Origin of the sequence: Desulfoluna spongiiphila, from assembly GCF_900101345.1 — a bacterium.
GTDB classification, from domain to species: Bacteria; Desulfobacterota; Desulfobacteria; order Desulfobacterales; family Desulfolunaceae; genus Desulfoluna; species Desulfoluna spongiiphila.
This window is the reverse complement of sequence record NZ_FMUX01000002.1, coordinates 201,691-217,002: the sequence shown is the minus strand read 5'-3', so window position 1 is coordinate 217,002 and position 15,312 is coordinate 201,691. Positions and strand designations below refer to the sequence as shown.

General features: G+C 58.5%; 14 protein-coding genes. 11 read left to right on the top strand and 3 right to left on the bottom strand.

Annotation, left to right across the window (positions count from 1 at the left end):
- Nucleotide 1: 1 nt before the first annotated feature.
- The 4 genes from BLQ12_RS04065 (at nucleotide 2) to BLQ12_RS04050 (ending at nucleotide 5,199) form a co-directional block, all read left to right on the top strand.
- On the top strand, nucleotides 2–808 hold the full coding sequence (locus BLQ12_RS04065) for an ABC transporter ATP-binding protein (protein ID WP_092208525.1): 807 nt from the start codon (nucleotides 2–4) through the stop codon (nucleotides 806–808).
- Nucleotides 805–1,554 (top strand): ABC transporter permease, encoded by a 750-nt coding sequence (locus BLQ12_RS04060; RefSeq protein ID WP_217640237.1) that lies wholly within the window; start codon nucleotides 805–807, stop codon nucleotides 1,552–1,554. Before BLQ12_RS04065 ends, BLQ12_RS04060 begins: the two co-directional genes overlap by 4 nt.
- A gap of 212 nt (nucleotides 1,555–1,766) precedes the next feature.
- Nucleotides 1,767–2,669 (top strand): 1,4-dihydroxy-2-naphthoate polyprenyltransferase, encoded by a 903-nt coding sequence (locus BLQ12_RS04055; RefSeq protein WP_254781968.1) that lies wholly within the window; start codon nucleotides 1,767–1,769, stop codon nucleotides 2,667–2,669.
- An 892-nt stretch (nucleotides 2,670–3,561) separates the two neighbouring features.
- On the top strand, nucleotides 3,562–5,199 hold the full coding sequence (locus tag BLQ12_RS04050) for a glutamate synthase-related protein (RefSeq protein WP_092208523.1): 1,638 nt from the start codon (nucleotides 3,562–3,564) through the stop codon (nucleotides 5,197–5,199).
- Between the two features lie 340 nt (nucleotides 5,200–5,539).
- On the opposite strand, the gene BLQ12_RS04045 is transcribed toward BLQ12_RS04050, so the two are convergent.
- Nucleotides 5,540–6,190: a sulfotransferase family protein gene (locus tag BLQ12_RS04045; protein ID WP_139163823.1), complete on the bottom strand. Its 651-nt coding sequence runs from the start codon at nucleotides 6,188–6,190 to the stop codon at nucleotides 5,540–5,542.
- Between the two features lie 419 nt (nucleotides 6,191–6,609).
- On the opposite strand from BLQ12_RS04045, the gene cysC reads away from it, so the two are divergent.
- The 4 genes from cysC to BLQ12_RS04020 all read left to right on the top strand — a co-directional run bounded on the left by cysC (nucleotide 6,610) and on the right by BLQ12_RS04020 (nucleotide 10,399).
- A complete protein-coding gene (gene cysC / locus BLQ12_RS04040) occupies nucleotides 6,610–7,206 on the top strand; it encodes an adenylyl-sulfate kinase (RefSeq protein WP_092208519.1) in 597 nt (198 codons plus the stop codon).
- A gap of 1 nt (nucleotide 7,207) precedes the next feature.
- Nucleotides 7,208–8,116 carry an EamA family transporter gene (locus BLQ12_RS04035; RefSeq protein ID WP_092208517.1) on the top strand — a complete coding sequence of 303 codons (909 nt, stop codon included), beginning with the start codon at nucleotides 7,208–7,210 and terminating at the stop codon, nucleotides 8,114–8,116.
- A gap of 149 nt (nucleotides 8,117–8,265) precedes the next feature.
- Complete coding sequence (locus BLQ12_RS04030; protein WP_092208515.1) at nucleotides 8,266–9,525, top strand: hypothetical protein; 1,260 nt, start codon at nucleotides 8,266–8,268, stop codon at nucleotides 9,523–9,525.
- A 304-nt stretch (nucleotides 9,526–9,829) separates the two neighbouring features.
- Entirely contained in the window at nucleotides 9,830–10,399 is a 570-nt protein-coding gene (locus BLQ12_RS04020; protein WP_092208511.1) for a phosphoribosyltransferase, read from the top strand.
- A 92-nt stretch (nucleotides 10,400–10,491) separates the two neighbouring features.
- Here BLQ12_RS04020 and BLQ12_RS04015 read toward each other — a convergent pair whose 3' ends face one another.
- The gene (locus BLQ12_RS04015; RefSeq protein WP_175469483.1) at nucleotides 10,492–10,983 is read right to left on the bottom strand and encodes a GNAT family N-acetyltransferase; all 492 of its coding nucleotides are present in this window, start codon (nucleotides 10,981–10,983) and stop codon (nucleotides 10,492–10,494) included.
- Nucleotides 10,984–11,413: 430 nt separating this feature from the next.
- Here BLQ12_RS04015 and BLQ12_RS04010 point away from each other — a divergent pair, with 430 nt between their 5' ends.
- The 3 genes from BLQ12_RS04010 to map all read left to right on the top strand — a co-directional run bounded on the left by BLQ12_RS04010 (nucleotide 11,414) and on the right by map (nucleotide 14,216).
- The gene (locus tag BLQ12_RS04010) at nucleotides 11,414–11,953 is read left to right on the top strand and encodes a phosphatase PAP2 family protein (protein WP_217640236.1); all 540 of its coding nucleotides are present in this window, start codon (nucleotides 11,414–11,416) and stop codon (nucleotides 11,951–11,953) included.
- On the top strand, nucleotides 11,950–13,107 hold the full coding sequence (locus tag BLQ12_RS04005; RefSeq protein ID WP_092208507.1) for an MJ1255/VC2487 family glycosyltransferase: 1,158 nt from the start codon (nucleotides 11,950–11,952) through the stop codon (nucleotides 13,105–13,107). Before BLQ12_RS04010 ends, BLQ12_RS04005 begins: the two co-directional genes overlap by 4 nt.
- A gap of 215 nt (nucleotides 13,108–13,322) precedes the next feature.
- Entirely contained in the window at nucleotides 13,323–14,216 is an 894-nt protein-coding gene (map, locus tag BLQ12_RS04000) for a type I methionyl aminopeptidase (protein WP_092208505.1), read from the top strand.
- A gap of 103 nt (nucleotides 14,217–14,319) precedes the next feature.
- On the opposite strand, the gene BLQ12_RS03995 is transcribed toward map, so the two are convergent.
- Nucleotides 14,320–15,048: a MerR family transcriptional regulator gene (locus tag BLQ12_RS03995; protein ID WP_175469482.1), complete on the bottom strand. Its 729-nt coding sequence runs from the start codon at nucleotides 15,046–15,048 to the stop codon at nucleotides 14,320–14,322.
- Between the last annotated feature and the right edge of the window lie 264 nt (nucleotides 15,049–15,312).

The window sequence follows — 15,312 nt, the reverse complement described above, 5'->3', positions numbered from 1 at the left end:
CGTGACCGCCACCATGATCGACATAGAGACCTTAAGCTTCCGCTACCGGGACCGCTCCCCCATCTTTGACTCTTTTTCCCTTGCCATTCATAAAGGGGAGGCCTGGAGCATCATCGGGCCCTCGGGCTGCGGCAAGACCACCCTGCTCTACCTCATGGCCGGGCTGAACCGACCGGAGGCCGGCGTGATCCGCGTGGCCGGCGCCCCCATCGAGCGGCCCCGGCCACGCACGGGCCTGGTACTCCAGGACCACGGGCTCCTGCCCTGGGCCACGGTGGAAGAGAACACGAAGCTGGGGTTTAAGATCCGGGGCTTCTACGGCCCCGACGGCAAACACAGCCCCGAGGACACCCAAAAAGATCCCGAAGCCGAAGGGGCGCTGACCCGCCACTGGCTCTCATGGCTCGGCATCGACCATTTGCGGGAAAAATATCCCGCCGAGCTCTCCCGTGGGCAACGCCAGCGAGCCGCCATTGCCCGGACCCTGGTCCTGTCCCCCGACCTCCTGCTCATGGACGAACCCTTCTCCGCCCTGGACGCCCCCATCCGCGAAGAGCTCCAGCGGGTCATGAACCGGTTTCACCGGGAGACAGGGCTCACCAGCCTCACCGTCACCCACGACATCGAAGAGGCGGTGGTCCTGGGGGAGAAAATCCTGGTCCTGTCCGACACCGTCAACCGTGCGCCAACCATCGTCGACAACCCCCACGCCGGGGACCCCGACCTGCGCATGAGCAAAAAATTTATGGAGCAGTGCGGCACCCTGCGCGCCCTCATCGAATCCCCGTCCAGAAAGGAGAAGGCATGAGCGACGTCAGGCAGCGCACCACCCCCATGGGAACCCTTTTGGGCAGCCTCACCCTGCTCCTGCTCTGGCAGGGGGCATCCATGCTCCTTGACCGGCCCATCCTGCCCCCGCCCACCGTGGTGGTTCCCCTGTTCCTAAAGGCCCTGCCCGGAGATCTCGGGCTTCACCTGCTGGCCAGCACGGCCCGGGTCCTTGCCGCCATCTTCCTTGCCGTCATCACGGCGGCCCCCCTAGGCCTGGCCCTGGGCCAGCTGCCCAGGCTTGACCGGATCATCGGCCCTTTGGTGGCCATCATCTACCCCATCCCCAAGATCATCTTCCTGCCGGTGATCTACGTGCTGCTGGGGATCACGGACCTTTCAAAGATCACCCTCATCGCCATCATCATCTTTTTCCAGATCCTGGTGGTGGTGCGGGACGAAGCCGCAGGGCTGAGGCGCGAACTCATCGTCTCGGTGCGCTCCCTGGGCGCGGGGCGGCGGGCCCTTTTTCGATACGTCTACCTGCCCGCCTCCATTCCGGCGGTCTTAACGGCCTTGAGGGTCTCGGTGGGCACGGCCGTGGCCGTCCTCTTCATCGCCGAGCAGTCCCTCACCAGCTGGGGCCTGGGTTACTATATCGTGGTGGAGACCTACCAGGTCCTGATGTACCCGGAGATGTACACGGGCATCATGGCCATGGGGCTTTTGGGGGCGATCCTCTATGTCCTGATCCATACCATCGAACGGCGGTACGCGAAGGGGTAAGGGCCAAGGAGGAACAGCCTCCGGCGGCGAGGTGTGCCACCTCGAAAGCAGGTTGCGAATGCGTTTTCCCTTTCGTTCCTCGGGGAAGATCACATTCGCTATTGATTCGGATTAAGCTGAATCTGTTTTTGAAATCTGTTTATTCAACGTTTTAAACGTTTAGTCTCCGGCCGGGCCGCCGGAGGCATTTTTTATATATTAAGGAGTTCCCCATGTCTGTCGTTCAACCCCTTACCGCATCGCCCTGGTTCCTTGCCATTCGGCCCAAAACCCTTCCCGCTTCAGCCGCCCCGGTCATCGTGGGCACGGCCTGTGCCTTCGGGGACAACGGATTTGCCCTCCTTCCCGCCCTGGTTGCCCTTGTGGGTGCCCTGCTCCTGCAGGTGGCGGTGAACCTGGCCAACGACTACTTTGACGACAAGCACGGCATCGACTCGGACAAGCGCCTGGGTCCCATCCGCGTGACCCAGAGCGGCCTCATCTCCCCGCGCCGGGTCCTTGCAGCCATGGTCCTCTGCCTTGCGCTGGCCACCCTGGCGGGGCTCTACCTTGTCATGCGCGGCGGCCTGCCCATCCTGGTCATCGGCCTTCTCTGCATTGTCTCCACCCTGGCCTACAGCGGCGGCCCGTACCCCATCGCCTCCAACGGCCTGGGCGAAATGTTTGCATTTCTCTTCTTCGGCCCCGTGGCCGTCTGCGGCACCTACTATGTACAGGCCCTCTCCATGGGGCCCCGCCCTTTCATTGCCGCCATTCCTCCGGGCCTCCTTGTGGCGGCCATCATGAACGTCAACAACTTGCGGGACATCCCCACGGACACCGAAGCCGGGAAGCGCACCCTTGCCGTTCGCATGGGCCGCGGCAGAAGTTCCGTCTTCTGCGGGCTCCTTGTCCTCACTCCGTTTTTCATGCTGCCCCTGCTCTTCCTCACCGGCCTCATGGGCGCTGCAGGCTTTCTGGCCCTGGCGGCCTCTCCCATGGTGCTTCCTAAGCCAGGCTCTCGGTGGGCTTCTCCCTTCTCTTTGCCCTGGGGCTGTGCTGAAGCACAACCAGACGGACCACCCGGGCTGTTTGACGGCAAAGGGCCGGCCGTCACTGGAAAACGCCCTGACTGACATCAGGCAAAGGCCCGGCCGTTCCGCCTGCATCTTCCTGAGCCCTGGGCCTTCATTCCGGCTTTTTCTACCCATTCATCCATATTCCCCCGCCCCTTCAACTCGAATCTTAAAAACACACCCCAGCTTTTCTTTATCGCGAATATTATTCAGGCATATTTCGCGAATGACGTAACACAGGCCGGGGCTCAGCGAATCGGCGAAGTCCCCTCTTACCGGCTCAACATCGTTTATGTCATATGTGATATATCAGATACCAAGTAATTTCAGCGCATTTCCACCAGAAACCCCAGGGTACCAACCCCGACCCCACGACTAAATTTTACGTCAACGTAAGCTCTGAATGCGAAAAAAATGACGCCCGCCATCCATGTATTATTCGGCCCATCACCATAAAGCCCGAATAAAATTCGGACCGCCCTCCCCCCTTTTTATAAGTCATTCTAAAACTTATCGTCGATAAATTACTTCTACCCAATTTTATCCAGGATTCACGGGGACTCTGGAACCGGATCGCCCATAATATCTCACTCAATTTTTTCTTGAACTGTCATATAAACTGTGTTTTGGTTCGATCTTAACGGTCAAACTAATAATACAAAGCGCAATACTGAATGTTATGCGCCTTTGCTGAGTTCTCCTGAATATCCAGAGAAGTCCCCGGGTGGAATTTGCGCAGGCTCACGAACCGAGCATGCGATGCCATATGCTTGCCATTGTACTCTCTCTTAACCATGGATAGTTCCAACCTGCAGGAGTTTATTGTCAGTATGCACTGACCGCACGCGTGAACAGTACGACTCACAACACGCAGCACAACATACATGCCATCCGCATCACGATAATTTTGATTTGACATATATTAAAGATCACTTTGAGAAGGAGAATTGTCATGCGTTTTGCCAAAAACAACGATGTACTCGGAACCGTCAACCGTGGAAACCCCGCCGAATCAGGCCTTTGCACCCTTTGCCGTGCCGATTGTCAGGGCAAATGCGAGACCTGGCTCTCCAGTATGATTGGCCGCAAGCTTCTCTATCCCCGTGATTTCGGTGTGGTCACCGCCGGTGCCAACAACACCACCCACCTGGGCGTCTCCTACAACTCTCTGCGAATCCAGGGGTATGCTTACGGTGCCATGGGTCTCAACGGTACCCTCACCAACGACCCGGACGACTGCATCTTCCCCAACGTGGACTTGACCACTGAATTCGGCAACGAAGTCAAAACCAAATGCCGCATGCCCCTGATGACCGGCGCCCTGGGCTCCACTTTCATCGCAGCCAAATACTGGGACTCCTTTGCCATCGGCTGTGCCCTCACCGGTATTCCCATCGTCGTCGGCGAAAACGTCGTGGGCGTGGATCAGAAGTCCATCATCGAAAACGGCAAGGTCATCAACTCCCCCGAGCTGGACCGCCGCATCGACACCTACCTGCGTTACTACGACGGCTACGGCGCCATCATCGTACAGCTCAACGTGGAAGACACCCGAAACGGTGTGGCTGAGTACGTGGCCGAGAAATACGGCGACAAGTGCATCATCGAACTCAAATGGGGTCAGGGCGCCAAGGACATCGGCGGCGAGATTCAGGTCACCAGCCTCGATTACGCCACCTTCCTTAAAGAACGCGGCTATGTGGTCGATCCCAACCCGCTGCTTCCCGAAGTTCAGGAAGCCTTCAAGAGCGGTGCCATCAAGTCTTTTGCACGCCACAGCCGTCTCGGCGGAACCAACCTCAACAGCGTTGAGCTCGTTCGCGAAGACTTCATGAAGAGCGTGGACTATCTGCGCAGCCTGGGTTTTGCCCGCATCTCCCTGAAAACCGGTTCCTACGGTATGGAAGAGCTGGCCATGGCCATCAAGTTCGCCTCCGAGGCCAAGCTCGACCTGCTCACCATCGACGGCTCCGGCGGCGGCACGGGCATGAGCCCCTGGAACATGATGCAGAGCTGGGGTGTCCCCTCCATCAACCTCCACTCCAAGGCCTACGAGTACGCAGCAGCCCTTGCGGCCAGCGGCCAGGACGTTGTGGACATCTCCTTTGCCGGCGGTTTCGCCCTGGAAGACAGCATCTACAAAGGCCTCGCCCTGGGTGCCCCCTTCACCAAGCTCATCTGCATGGGCCGTGCCCTCATGGTTCCCGGTTTTCTGGGTGCCAACATCGAAGGTGCCATCCACCACGAGCGCAAGGACAAGGTCAACGGCAACTGGGACGCACTTCCCAAGACCGTCACCCGGTTCGGCACCACCCCCCAGGAGATCTTCTCCTGCTACTACGACATCGAAAAGAAAGTGGGCAAAGAGGAGATGGCCAACATCCCCTACGGCGCCATGGCCATCTGGACCCTCGCCGACAAGCTCGGCTGCGGTATCCAGCAGCTCATGGCCGGTGCCCGTCGTTTCTCCATGAACACCCTGACCCGAAACGACATCTTCGCCGCCAACCGCGAGACCGCCGAAGAGACCGGCATTCTGCACATCTCGGACATCAACGACCAGTCCGCCAAGAAAATCCTTCTGGGATAATCCCCTTGGCAGGCGGCGCGTTGCCGACCGCTGCATGATATAAAAAAAGCCCCCGGTTTTCCGGGGGCTTTTTTTATGACGCGATGTGTCACTATTCAGCTCAAAAGACCTCCGGCGGGCCTGCCGGGGCCAACCGTTTGCCGGATTTATAACTAAGCGGTTTGTCAAACAGGTTTGGGGTGATTTTATGAAAATCTTCGCTGCTGCTTCCACCCCGAGGAACGAGGGGGGAAAGTAGCAACCTGGGGTCCAGGGGATCATCCCCTGGCCGCCGGAGGCAGGCTTTCCCATACCCTTTAAACATAGAAGGCTCGCTGAATAGTTACAGCGATTTTGGCTTTTATGACAGGCAGTCTGGCATGTCGGTGCGAAGGCCGGGCACGGTGTCGCGAACTTCAGCAAGGGTCTCGGGGCGGGAACGGTAAAGGGATGGGTCCACCTGGGCGGCGCCCTTTTCCAGATCGGTGAGGGGCCATCCGGCCCGGAAAAGACGGGCAAGGACAGCTGCCGGGTCTTTCAGCATGTCGGCGTGGGGTACCAGCAGGATCTCGGAGTCGCCCCGGGCGTTCACGTCCCGGACCACACCGTCCACCAGCTCATGGTACTTCTGGAGGACAAAGGGGGGGCGGCGCCTGAACATCTTGAGGTAGCTCACCTCGATCTCTTTCGGGTCCCGGGTCATGAAACAGATGCGATAGGGATGGGAAGGCAGCCCCTTGAGCCGCCAGTGCAGCACCTTGATCAGCTCCCCTGCAAAGATCCCTGGAAACCCGGGGTCATCGAACTCCTTGCGGCCCAGCTCGAAAAACCCCCCGGGGTTGGGATGGTAATCCGTCCGGCCGTACTTCTCCCCCAACACCTCGTCCTTTCTGGTGTTGTACCGGGCCTTCATGCCCGCCCCTTCCAGTACCTTCATCATCATGGAGGTCCCGGATCGCATGTATCCCGAGACAATATACACCGGCTCGTCCATTCCCTCACTCTCCTTCATATCTGGCCTGCAATCCTGCCCAACCATTCTGCTATAGTACACCCTCTGTGCCCCGCGCCACCTTTTCCGTCACAAAGCCGCCGCTCTTCTTATGATAAAAACGCCTTCGGCGGCAAGGGGCTGAGCCCCTTGGCCCCAGGTTCGCACATGCTCCGCCCCCTCGTTCCTCGGGTTCGTCACATGCGCTGCGGGCGCCTTTGGTCTGGTGAACGGAGTGCACCCGACGGGCCCCATGTTGTTCCAACGTCATTCTGCCCCTGAATCCCCCCCCTCCTGCACGCCCGTTAACCACTCACCAGTCACTGTTCACCGCTCACGACAAACCATTTCCTATTCCCTCCCGCCCCGTCCGATGGTATGAACGGAGCACTGAAGCCCATCCGCCCATTGCCCCGACGCAGACACGTTAAGGAGCCACCATGACCACCCGAGTGTTCACCCACAACCATCCCGTGACTCCTGAGATGCGTACGGCCCAAAAGGGGCACCCCCCTCTGCTGCTCTGGTTCACCGGACTCAGCGGTTCGGGAAAGTCCACGGTGGCGGGTCTTTTGGAACAAAAACTCCATGACGAAGGGATCCACACCGCCCTCCTTGACGGAGACAATGTCCGCGCGGGACTCAACCGGGATCTGGGCCTCTCCCCTGCCCACCGCAGGGAAAACATCCGACGCATCGGCGAGGTGGCCGGTCTCTTTTTAGAAGCCGGGCTCGTCACCCTCTGCGCCTTTATCAGCCCCTCCCGACAGGAACGGGACGCCCTTCGCAAAACGTTTGGAGACCGGTTCGTGGAAATCCACGTGAGCACGCCCCTTGAGGTGTGCATGGCACGGGACCCCAAAGGCCTCTACGCCAAAGCCGAAAAAGGTCTTCTTTCAGGCATGACAGGGCTGGATGCCCCCTACGAGCCCCCTGAAAACCCGGACCTCGCCATCGACACCGCCCCCCACCCCCCGGAGGCCTGTGCACGCCTCCTTTTTGACCGACTCTTTCCCTTGCTGAAAAGGCAACCCTGACATGGAATTCACCGCCGTTGCCCTGATCATTGTCTCCGCCTTCACCCATGCGGGCTGGAACCTCCTTGGAAAACACGAACACCCCTCCACCGCCTTTTTCCTCGTGGCAACCGTCATCGGCACCCTGGTGCTCTCTCCGGTGGTGCTGCCTGTGGCCCCGACCATGATGCTGTTTCCACCGTCCGTATGGCTCCCACTGGCCCTGGGGGGCCTGTTTCAATGCCTCTACTACACCAGCCTTTCTGCGGCCTATCGGTGCGGGGAACTCTCCGTGGTCTACCCCATTGCCCGGGCCTTTCCCCTGGTCTTCGTGGCGCTGGGGTCCTTCCTGCTGGGGAGGGGAGACGCCATCTCGGCCACCTGCCTTGCCGGCGGTGCCTTCATCATGGCGGGCTGCTTTGTGCTGCCCCAGGCCTCCTTTGGGGACATCCGGCCCGGCGGCTACCTCAACCGTACCTCGGCAACGGCCCTTGTGGTGGCCCTGTGCACCGTGGGCTACTCCATGGCCGACGACCACTGTATCCGCCTGATCTCACCCTTGACGGATCAGGGGATCTCCTCCTTCCGGCTCTCCCTGCTCTACCTTTTGGTCCAGAACCTCACAAGCATCGGTTTTATGCTCCTGATGGTTCTGTTCAGAACCGAGGGCAGACAGCGCCTCCGCCACACGGTCACCCGGCGACTCAAAAACGCCGCCGTCACCGGCATCGGCGTTTCCGGCACCTACAGCCTGGTGCTCACTGCCATGAACTTTGCCTCGGACGTCACCTACGTGGTGGCCTTCCGGCAGCTCAGCATCCCGGTGGGCGCCCTCATGGGCATGGGGATCCTCAAGGAGAGCCGCACCGCTCCGAAATTCGTCGGCATCGGCATTATGTCCGTGGGGCTTGTTCTCGTTGCCATGGGGTAAAAAAACATGCCTCCGGCGGCCAGGGAATGATCCCCTGGACCCCAGGTAGCGAATGCCCTCACCCTTCGTTCCTCAGGGTGAGGGCATTCACAAAAACGTTCAATAAAAGTGCAAGCCCTCTAACTAAATCTATCTATTAGGAGCTGTCGATGGCTAAAAAAAAGAAAACGGATGCCCTGGCTGAATTGGTGAAAAAGGCCCCCGTAAAGGTGTTGCGAGAAATGATCCTCTCTCTTGCTGAGCCTGGTTCTGACTTTTACAGGGCTGCCATGCACTACCTCACGGAAAAAATTGCCGTGGCCGAGGCCCTTGAGAAAGATGAAAGCGGCGAGGTAATCCTTGCGCTTTGGGAAGCCCTGCTTCCTGACCTGACGGAACTCAATGAGTATGGAGGAGGCGACTACGATCTGGAAGATGCTGTCGCTGGCCTGCTTGTAAAGATTGATGAGCAGCTGAGCATCGGAAACACAGGATATCCGCAGCGTCGAGAACTTTTGGATAATGTGTTGGGATTTATCCAGTCAGGCAACTCCGGTATGGAGGACCCGCTCTACGACGTGGCGTACGCCTGCTGCTATGACGAGACAGACCTTCGTTGGTTTGCAAAAAAACTGGAAGGATTGGGTTCCGACTGGGAAGTGCGCAATGCCCGAAATATCTATCGGAAAATCGGCGACCGAGACAAATACCTGGAGCTCCGGCTGGCGCATCTGACAACCGGCATGGATTATTATGACCTGGTGACCTTCTACTGGGAAGAAGACGAAAAAGCAAAGGCCCTTGAAATAGCCCAAAGGGGGCTCAAGGAGGGCCAGGGCCGCATGGATGAACTGCGCGAATTCGTGGCGGAAAGGGCCGCCCAGACCGGAGATCGGAGCACCTTTCTCACCCTGCAATTTGAGCAGGCCACAGACCGGTTCACCCTTGAATCGTACCTAAAATTTCAAGGTCTCTGCACCGAAGCGGAGTGGAAAAACTACGAATCAAAACTCCTGGCCCGGTTAAAAAAGGATACGGGAAGTGCCGCCTTAAAAATAAGAATGCACCGTAAGGAGTACGACGAAGCCCTCGCCCTTTTGACCCGGTACCGCTACCCCCGGGATGCCTGGGTTGACGCGTATATTATCGAAACCGCCAAAGAACTTGAAACACGCTTTCCTGAAGAGATCTTGGTCTATTACCTTTCGGGGCTGGGTAACATGAAGTCCAGCGCCACCCGGGACGAATACGCACGGCAAGCCAAAATCATAGCAAAGGTGCGCAGAGTCCTGGTTCAAATCATCGGTGCTAAGGAACGCTGGACCGCCTTTGCAACAAAAACCAAAGCCGACAACCGAAAACGACCCGCCTTTCAGGAGGAGTTTGAAAGAGTGGTGCCGGGCTGGAAAAAACTGGGGCAAAGGGCATGACACCAACGGCCTCCGATGACAAAGTGTGCCACATTGAAAGAAGGTCGCAAATGCTCTCACCCGTCACCTGGGAAACTCTAATGCGTTCGGTACCAGAAATGGGATGCCGAAGTACATACAAACCAAGGAGGCGTAAGGCTGTTGCTGCAAAAGCATTGCCATGGAAACCGACGCCGCACCCTGCCACGGGATAAATCTAAAGTGGAAATCCTGACAAAAACCCTGTATAAACTCCCCCCAAATAAGCTTAAATCCAGAAAGGGCCCCCACAGGGACTCTTTTTTATAGAACCGGGGAGTTCACCATGAGCCAGGTTAACGAAAAGATTTTTATTGATGCCCTCCAGATGGAACGGGACTGCTGGGGATTTGCCAAGAAGATTTACAGCGCAGGGGAAGATTTTGAGATCCTCTCCGGGATTACCCGGGGCGGAGCCCAGATCTGCATCTACATGCAGGAGGTCTTTGGCCTCCTTTCCGGAACCCCCAAAGAGTTCACCACCATCCACGCCCAATCCTACACGGGCATCGGCCAGGCCGGTGAGGTGATGGTCGAGAACCTGGACTCTTTGAAGCGCCGCATGGACAAAGGCAAACGCCTTCTCATCGTGGACGATATCTTTGACCGCGGAAAAACATTCAAGGCGGTGTACGAACGCGTCCTGGACGAAGTGGAGTGCAACCCCGAAGACGTGAAAATGGCAGCCCTCTACTACAAGCCGGAAAACACACAGGTGGACATCACCCCCCACTTCCACTACCGCGCCTACGCCGCCTCGGACTGGCTGGTCCTCCCCCACGAACTTGACGCCCTCTCCAAAGAGGAGCTCGCCGCCAAGGGATTCATCTTCCCGGATCCGGCCAAAGGCAAGTAGCCAAGGCACCATCCCAAACGCAGAAAAGCGGACCTCTTATGGGGCCCGCTTTTTTTGTCTCCCACAGGTAAGGGCGGCTCGCCCTTAATACCTTACACCGTCACCGGTACCCAGCGTGTCATGAAGCACACCTCAAACGGCAGGTGATCAAAGTGCTTCACCGACACCGCCTCAAACCCCAGGGACCGATACCAGGCCTTCAGTTCGGTGAACTCTGAAATGATGCCGATCCCCAGGGTATCGACTCCGAGGTTGGCCGCTTCCCCCAGGGCATGGGCAACAAGGCGGACACCGGCTCCGCGGCGTCTTTTGTGGGGAAGGACGGAGAGCCTCTCCACATACATTTCCTGATCCGACGCACGTTCCAGGGCGACGCACCCGCAAGGACGGCCCTCCGTCGTCAGGAAAAAATATCGCACCCCCCGTTGAAAATCAGCCTGAACCCACGCTGCCAGGCAAAAGGAGGGATGCTTGGGGCAGTTTTCCTGTGTCAGATGAAAACGTTCTGCAACGTCCCGATGGGAAAGGCGTATCATGTCGGCAAGGGTTTCCGCATCCTGCACATGGGCTTCTCGAATTGTCATGTCCTCCATCATTCTTCTCCTAAGCGGGTACCAAGGGCTCGGACGACTAATCATGTGTATCGTTGAACGTTGTGGGCCGTCTCAGCGATGATGCCGGGCCACCCATTGTCCATGAGTCCTGTTTCTGTTTTGTCGTTCACTGGGTGTGCCTTTTTTCAGCCCCCCAGCCTGAAGTCCACACATCCCTTTATCATGCTCCCGCGCGCCCCCTTTGTCCAAACCTTTTAGGCTGTCTTTTTTGCATGTTACCCCACCGGCCACCCCGGTCAGCCACCCCTTGGGGCCGTGGTGCGAGAGAGCTGCGAACACGACACCTCCCATCGCCTTTTCATCGTTTCTACCCAAGACAACAGAACCCTCACGTCCCGAACACACAACCGAAACAGGGATATCCTTAAATACACCCAACCAAACACCAAGGAGGTCATGTATGAGCACTCTGTTGAAGACGTTCACAACCTGTGACGTGAGACTCTTCCTCTGGATCGCCCGAAGACGCCGTGCCCGCGGAATCGCCGCAGTGTTCCGGTGGGTCTCCCGCCTGGGGGACGGCTACCTCTACCTTGCCGCCGGCCTCGGCCTTGCCCTCTTCGAGCCGGTAAGGGGAACACACTTTCTTGCGGCAGGTCTCCTGGCCTTTGCCCTGGAGCTCCCCCTCTACCTGCTCCTGAAACACACCATCCGAAGGGCGCGGCCCAACGATGCCATTGGCCATGTTTCGGCCTTTATCACCCCATCGGACGCCTTCAGCTTCCCGTCCGGGCACAGCGCCGCCGCCTTTGTCACGGCCACCCTGGTGGGCCACTTCTACACCGCCTTTCTCCTGCCCGCCCTTCTCCTGGCCTTTCTCATCTCCCTGTCGCGGGTCATCTTACGGGTGCACTACCCCACGGACATCCTGGCCGGCATGATCCTGGGGCTCAGCTGCGCCGTCACCGCCCTTTGCTTTGTCTCGGCAGGGGCCGCATGAAGATCTTTTACGGCGTCCAGGCCACGGGAAACGGCCATATCACCCGGGCCCGCATCCTTGGGAAAGCCCTGGAGGCAAAAGGGGCTGAAATCACCTGGCTCTTTACCGGCAGAGCGCCCGAAAAACTCTTCGACATGGACGCCTTCGGCAACTACCGAACCTGCAAGGGGCTCACCTTTGCCACCCGAAAAGGACGCATCGACCTGCTTCAAACGGCCATGAAGCTCTCCTTCCCCGCCTTTTTCCGGGATGTCACCGGCCTGGACCTGGCGGGGTATGACCGGGTCATCAGCGACTTTGAACCTGTCACAGCCTGGAGCTGCAAATTTCAGGGCCTTCCGTGCCTGGGGATCTCCCACCAGAACGCCTTTAAATTCCCCATCCCCGTGGAAGGCGACCGGCCCCTGCCTCGCCTGGTCATGAACCTGTTTGCCCCGTGCAGCCTTTCCGTGGGACTCCACTGGCACCCCTTTGCGCCCCCCATTCTGCCTCCCATCATCGACACGAGCCACACGGATAAATCAGAGGAGACAGATAAAATCCTGGTCTATCTCCCCTTTGAAGATCACCGAACGGTTCAACGGGTTCTTCGGGACATGCAGCGTGGCCGGTTCATGATCTACTGTGACGTGAACAGCCCCCGGGACGAGGGGCCCCTTCACCTTCGCCCCTTCAGCCTCAATGGGTTCCGAGACGACCTGGCCACCTGCCACGGGGTTATCTGCGGTGCGGGCTTTGAACTCACCAGCGAAGCGATCCACCTGGGCAAAAAACTCCTCGTCAAGCCGGTGGCCGGCCAGATGGAACAGCTCTCCAATGCCCTGGCCCTGGAACGCCTGGGCCTTGCGACCCGCATGAACCGCCTTGCCCCGGGCACGGTCACAGCATGGCTGCAGGCCCCCGCGATCCGCCGCATGGTCTTTCCCGACACGGCATCGGAGCTGGCGCACTGGATAACCCAGGGCTGCACCGAGAGCATCGAGGCCCTCTCAAGGCGCCTCTGGGCGCGCACCAATCCCCAGGGTGCCTTCCGCTCCCCATGGCAAGGCAGCGGTACCCCCACCACCCCACCCTCACTCCTGACGGAACATCGGCTCCGTCCATCCCTGCCCATACCCCCTGCCCTTCGGCGTCCCCCCTTTACATTGTCCTAAACCTGCCCTATATTTATCCATTCGAGCAGCGACACCACGAAGTTGATGCGTTTGTAAGAAAAATCACCGCCAGCCGGCGCCATGCACCAACATCCTGCCTGGCACTGACGGCACAAGGCGACATTATTGTATACGAAAACGGCCTCACCCCATGTGTTTTCGAGGTCATCATGGGTTTATCCATGCCATTTACCATGCCACTCAGACTGGGCCTTATGAAAAAGAAACTAGGAATTAAAATCGGAAGAAACGAACTCTGTCCCTGCGGCAGCGGGAAAAAATACAAGAAGTGCTGCGCATTGAAAAAAGGGCAGCCCGATCCCGACAATCTGGAAGCGTATTACAAGAAGAAATTCGACATCCGCCTGAAGAAAGCGGAAGACATTGAAAAGATCCGAGTCGCAGGCGACCTGGTGGTCAAGACCCACGAGCTGGTCAAAGAGATGATCAAGCCGGGTATCACCACGGACGAGATCAACACCGTCGTCCATGAGTTCACCGTGAAAAACGGCGCCATACCGGCCCCACTCAACTACAAGGGCTACCCCAAAAGCGTCTGCCTCTCCATCAACGATGTCATCTGCCACGGCATCCCAGGGGACCGGGTCCTTAAAGACGGTGACATCCTCAACGTGGACATCACCTCCATTGTGGACGGATTTTACGCCGACGCCAACCAGACCCACTATGTGGGTACCCCGTCCCAGGACGCCATAAAAATCGTGGAAGTGGCCAAAGAGAGCCTGAAACAGGCCCTCTCCGTGGTACGCCCCGGCAACACCATCGGGGACATCGGCCACGCCATCCAGAGCTACGCCGAAGGCCAGGGCTGCTCAGTGGTCCGTGAATTCATCGGACACGGGGTGGGCTACGACTTCCACGAAGGCCCCCAGGTCCCCCACTTCGGACGAAAGGGCCACGGCATCCCCCTGGTGCCCGGCATGGTCTTTACCATTGAGCCCATGATCAACCTGGGCGGGCCTGAGCTCTATATCCTTGATGACCAGTGGACCGCCGTCACCCGTGACGGGTCCCTCTCCGCCCAGTTCGAGGAGACCATCGTGGTCACCGAAGAGGGCTTTGAGAGCCTCACCCCCTTAGGGCTCTAAGGTCTCTGTTCCACAGCATCGTGCCTCCGGCAGGCCTGCCGGGGGCGAGGTGTTTCCCCTTCCTTGTGATGCGGGTTTGCCGCCCAGCCGCCGACAAAGGATATCATCCCTCCTGCATCTCCAGGTCATCCCCCGATACCGAATCCACGATCACCTTCTGAAAGGTCCGGTCAAACAGGTAAATCCGGAACGCCCTTCCCATGCGGGTCAGCTCCAGGGTCATAGCGCTGTTCTGCTCCACGCTGAGCCCCCGGCTGATGCCCCGGCGCAATCGCATCTCACGGGCCACCATCTTGCCCACCAGCTCCGAATAAAAGGTGAGGTCCTCCAGGTCCACCCCCATGAGCAGGGCCTTTCGCGCCAGGGACGCCACCATCACGTCCTCCCGGTCGAATTTCCCGTCGCTGACGGGAAGGAGCAGCCCCAGGGCTTCGAGCCGGTCCACCGTCTCCGAGGTGAGCCCGGTATCACGGATAAACGCCTCCCGGGAAATGGCCTGGGGATCCTCCTGGCCGAAAACCACCTCGTGCAGGCTTGCCATCACCGCGACCTCGTCGTCCGTGGCATTCCGTCGGAACAGGGCCCCGATCTGCGCCAGGGAGAGGCGGTGACGATTCTGAAGCAGGCGGATCAACCGGATCCGTGCCACGGTGTCGGGAGGGTACCAGGCCACATTGGTCTCGGTCTTCACCGTCCCCGGCAGGAGCCCCAGGTTGGCATAATGTTGAATGGTCGACCCGGGCAACCCCGTCAGCGACTTAAGGTCCCGCATCTTCACATAAGGCACCCCGCGATCCGTACGGGGAATGTCTTCGGATATCATCTGCTCCATTTCGCCTGATCCTCGACTCTTTGCATGGGTTGGCAATTCCATCTCCCATACCACTGGAATTGTAGAATTTTTCTATCTCACAGACTCCGACACAGATACCTATGGTACCCGCAAACATGGCCTTGCCGTCATGCCCGGCAGGACCATCCCCCATGTGCACTTTTTGCAAAAAAAATGACGGTTCAACAAAGAACCCTATTGGGTTTGAGCAGTTACATAAAAAAATACCCAATGGAGTATAAAGCAGAAGAAAGCAATTCCCAC

Coding starts and splice junctions, on each gene's coding strand:
- BLQ12_RS04060 (WP_217640237.1), top strand. CDS start 805: ATGAGCGACGTCAGGCAGCGCACCACCCCCATGGGAACCCTTTTGGGC.
- BLQ12_RS04055 (WP_254781968.1), top strand. CDS start 1,767: ATGTCTGTCGTTCAACCCCTTACCGCATCGCCCTGGTTCCTTGCCATT.
- BLQ12_RS04050 (WP_092208523.1), top strand. CDS start 3,562: ATGCGTTTTGCCAAAAACAACGATGTACTCGGAACCGTCAACCGTGGA.
- BLQ12_RS04045 (WP_139163823.1), bottom strand. CDS start 6,190: ATGAAGGAGAGTGAGGGAATGGACGAGCCGGTGTATATTGTCTCGGGA.
- cysC (WP_092208519.1), top strand. CDS start 6,610: ATGACCACCCGAGTGTTCACCCACAACCATCCCGTGACTCCTGAGATG.
- BLQ12_RS04035 (WP_092208517.1), top strand. CDS start 7,208: ATGGAATTCACCGCCGTTGCCCTGATCATTGTCTCCGCCTTCACCCAT.
- BLQ12_RS04030 (WP_092208515.1), top strand. CDS start 8,266: ATGGCTAAAAAAAAGAAAACGGATGCCCTGGCTGAATTGGTGAAAAAG.
- BLQ12_RS04020 (WP_092208511.1), top strand. CDS start 9,830: ATGAGCCAGGTTAACGAAAAGATTTTTATTGATGCCCTCCAGATGGAA.
- BLQ12_RS04015 (WP_175469483.1), bottom strand. CDS start 10,983: ATGACAATTCGAGAAGCCCATGTGCAGGATGCGGAAACCCTTGCCGAC.
- BLQ12_RS04010 (WP_217640236.1), top strand. CDS start 11,414: ATGAGCACTCTGTTGAAGACGTTCACAACCTGTGACGTGAGACTCTTC.
- BLQ12_RS04005 (WP_092208507.1), top strand. CDS start 11,950: ATGAAGATCTTTTACGGCGTCCAGGCCACGGGAAACGGCCATATCACC.
- map (WP_092208505.1), top strand. CDS start 13,323: ATGAAAAAGAAACTAGGAATTAAAATCGGAAGAAACGAACTCTGTCCC.
- BLQ12_RS03995 (WP_175469482.1), bottom strand. CDS start 15,048: ATGGAGCAGATGATATCCGAAGACATTCCCCGTACGGATCGCGGGGTG.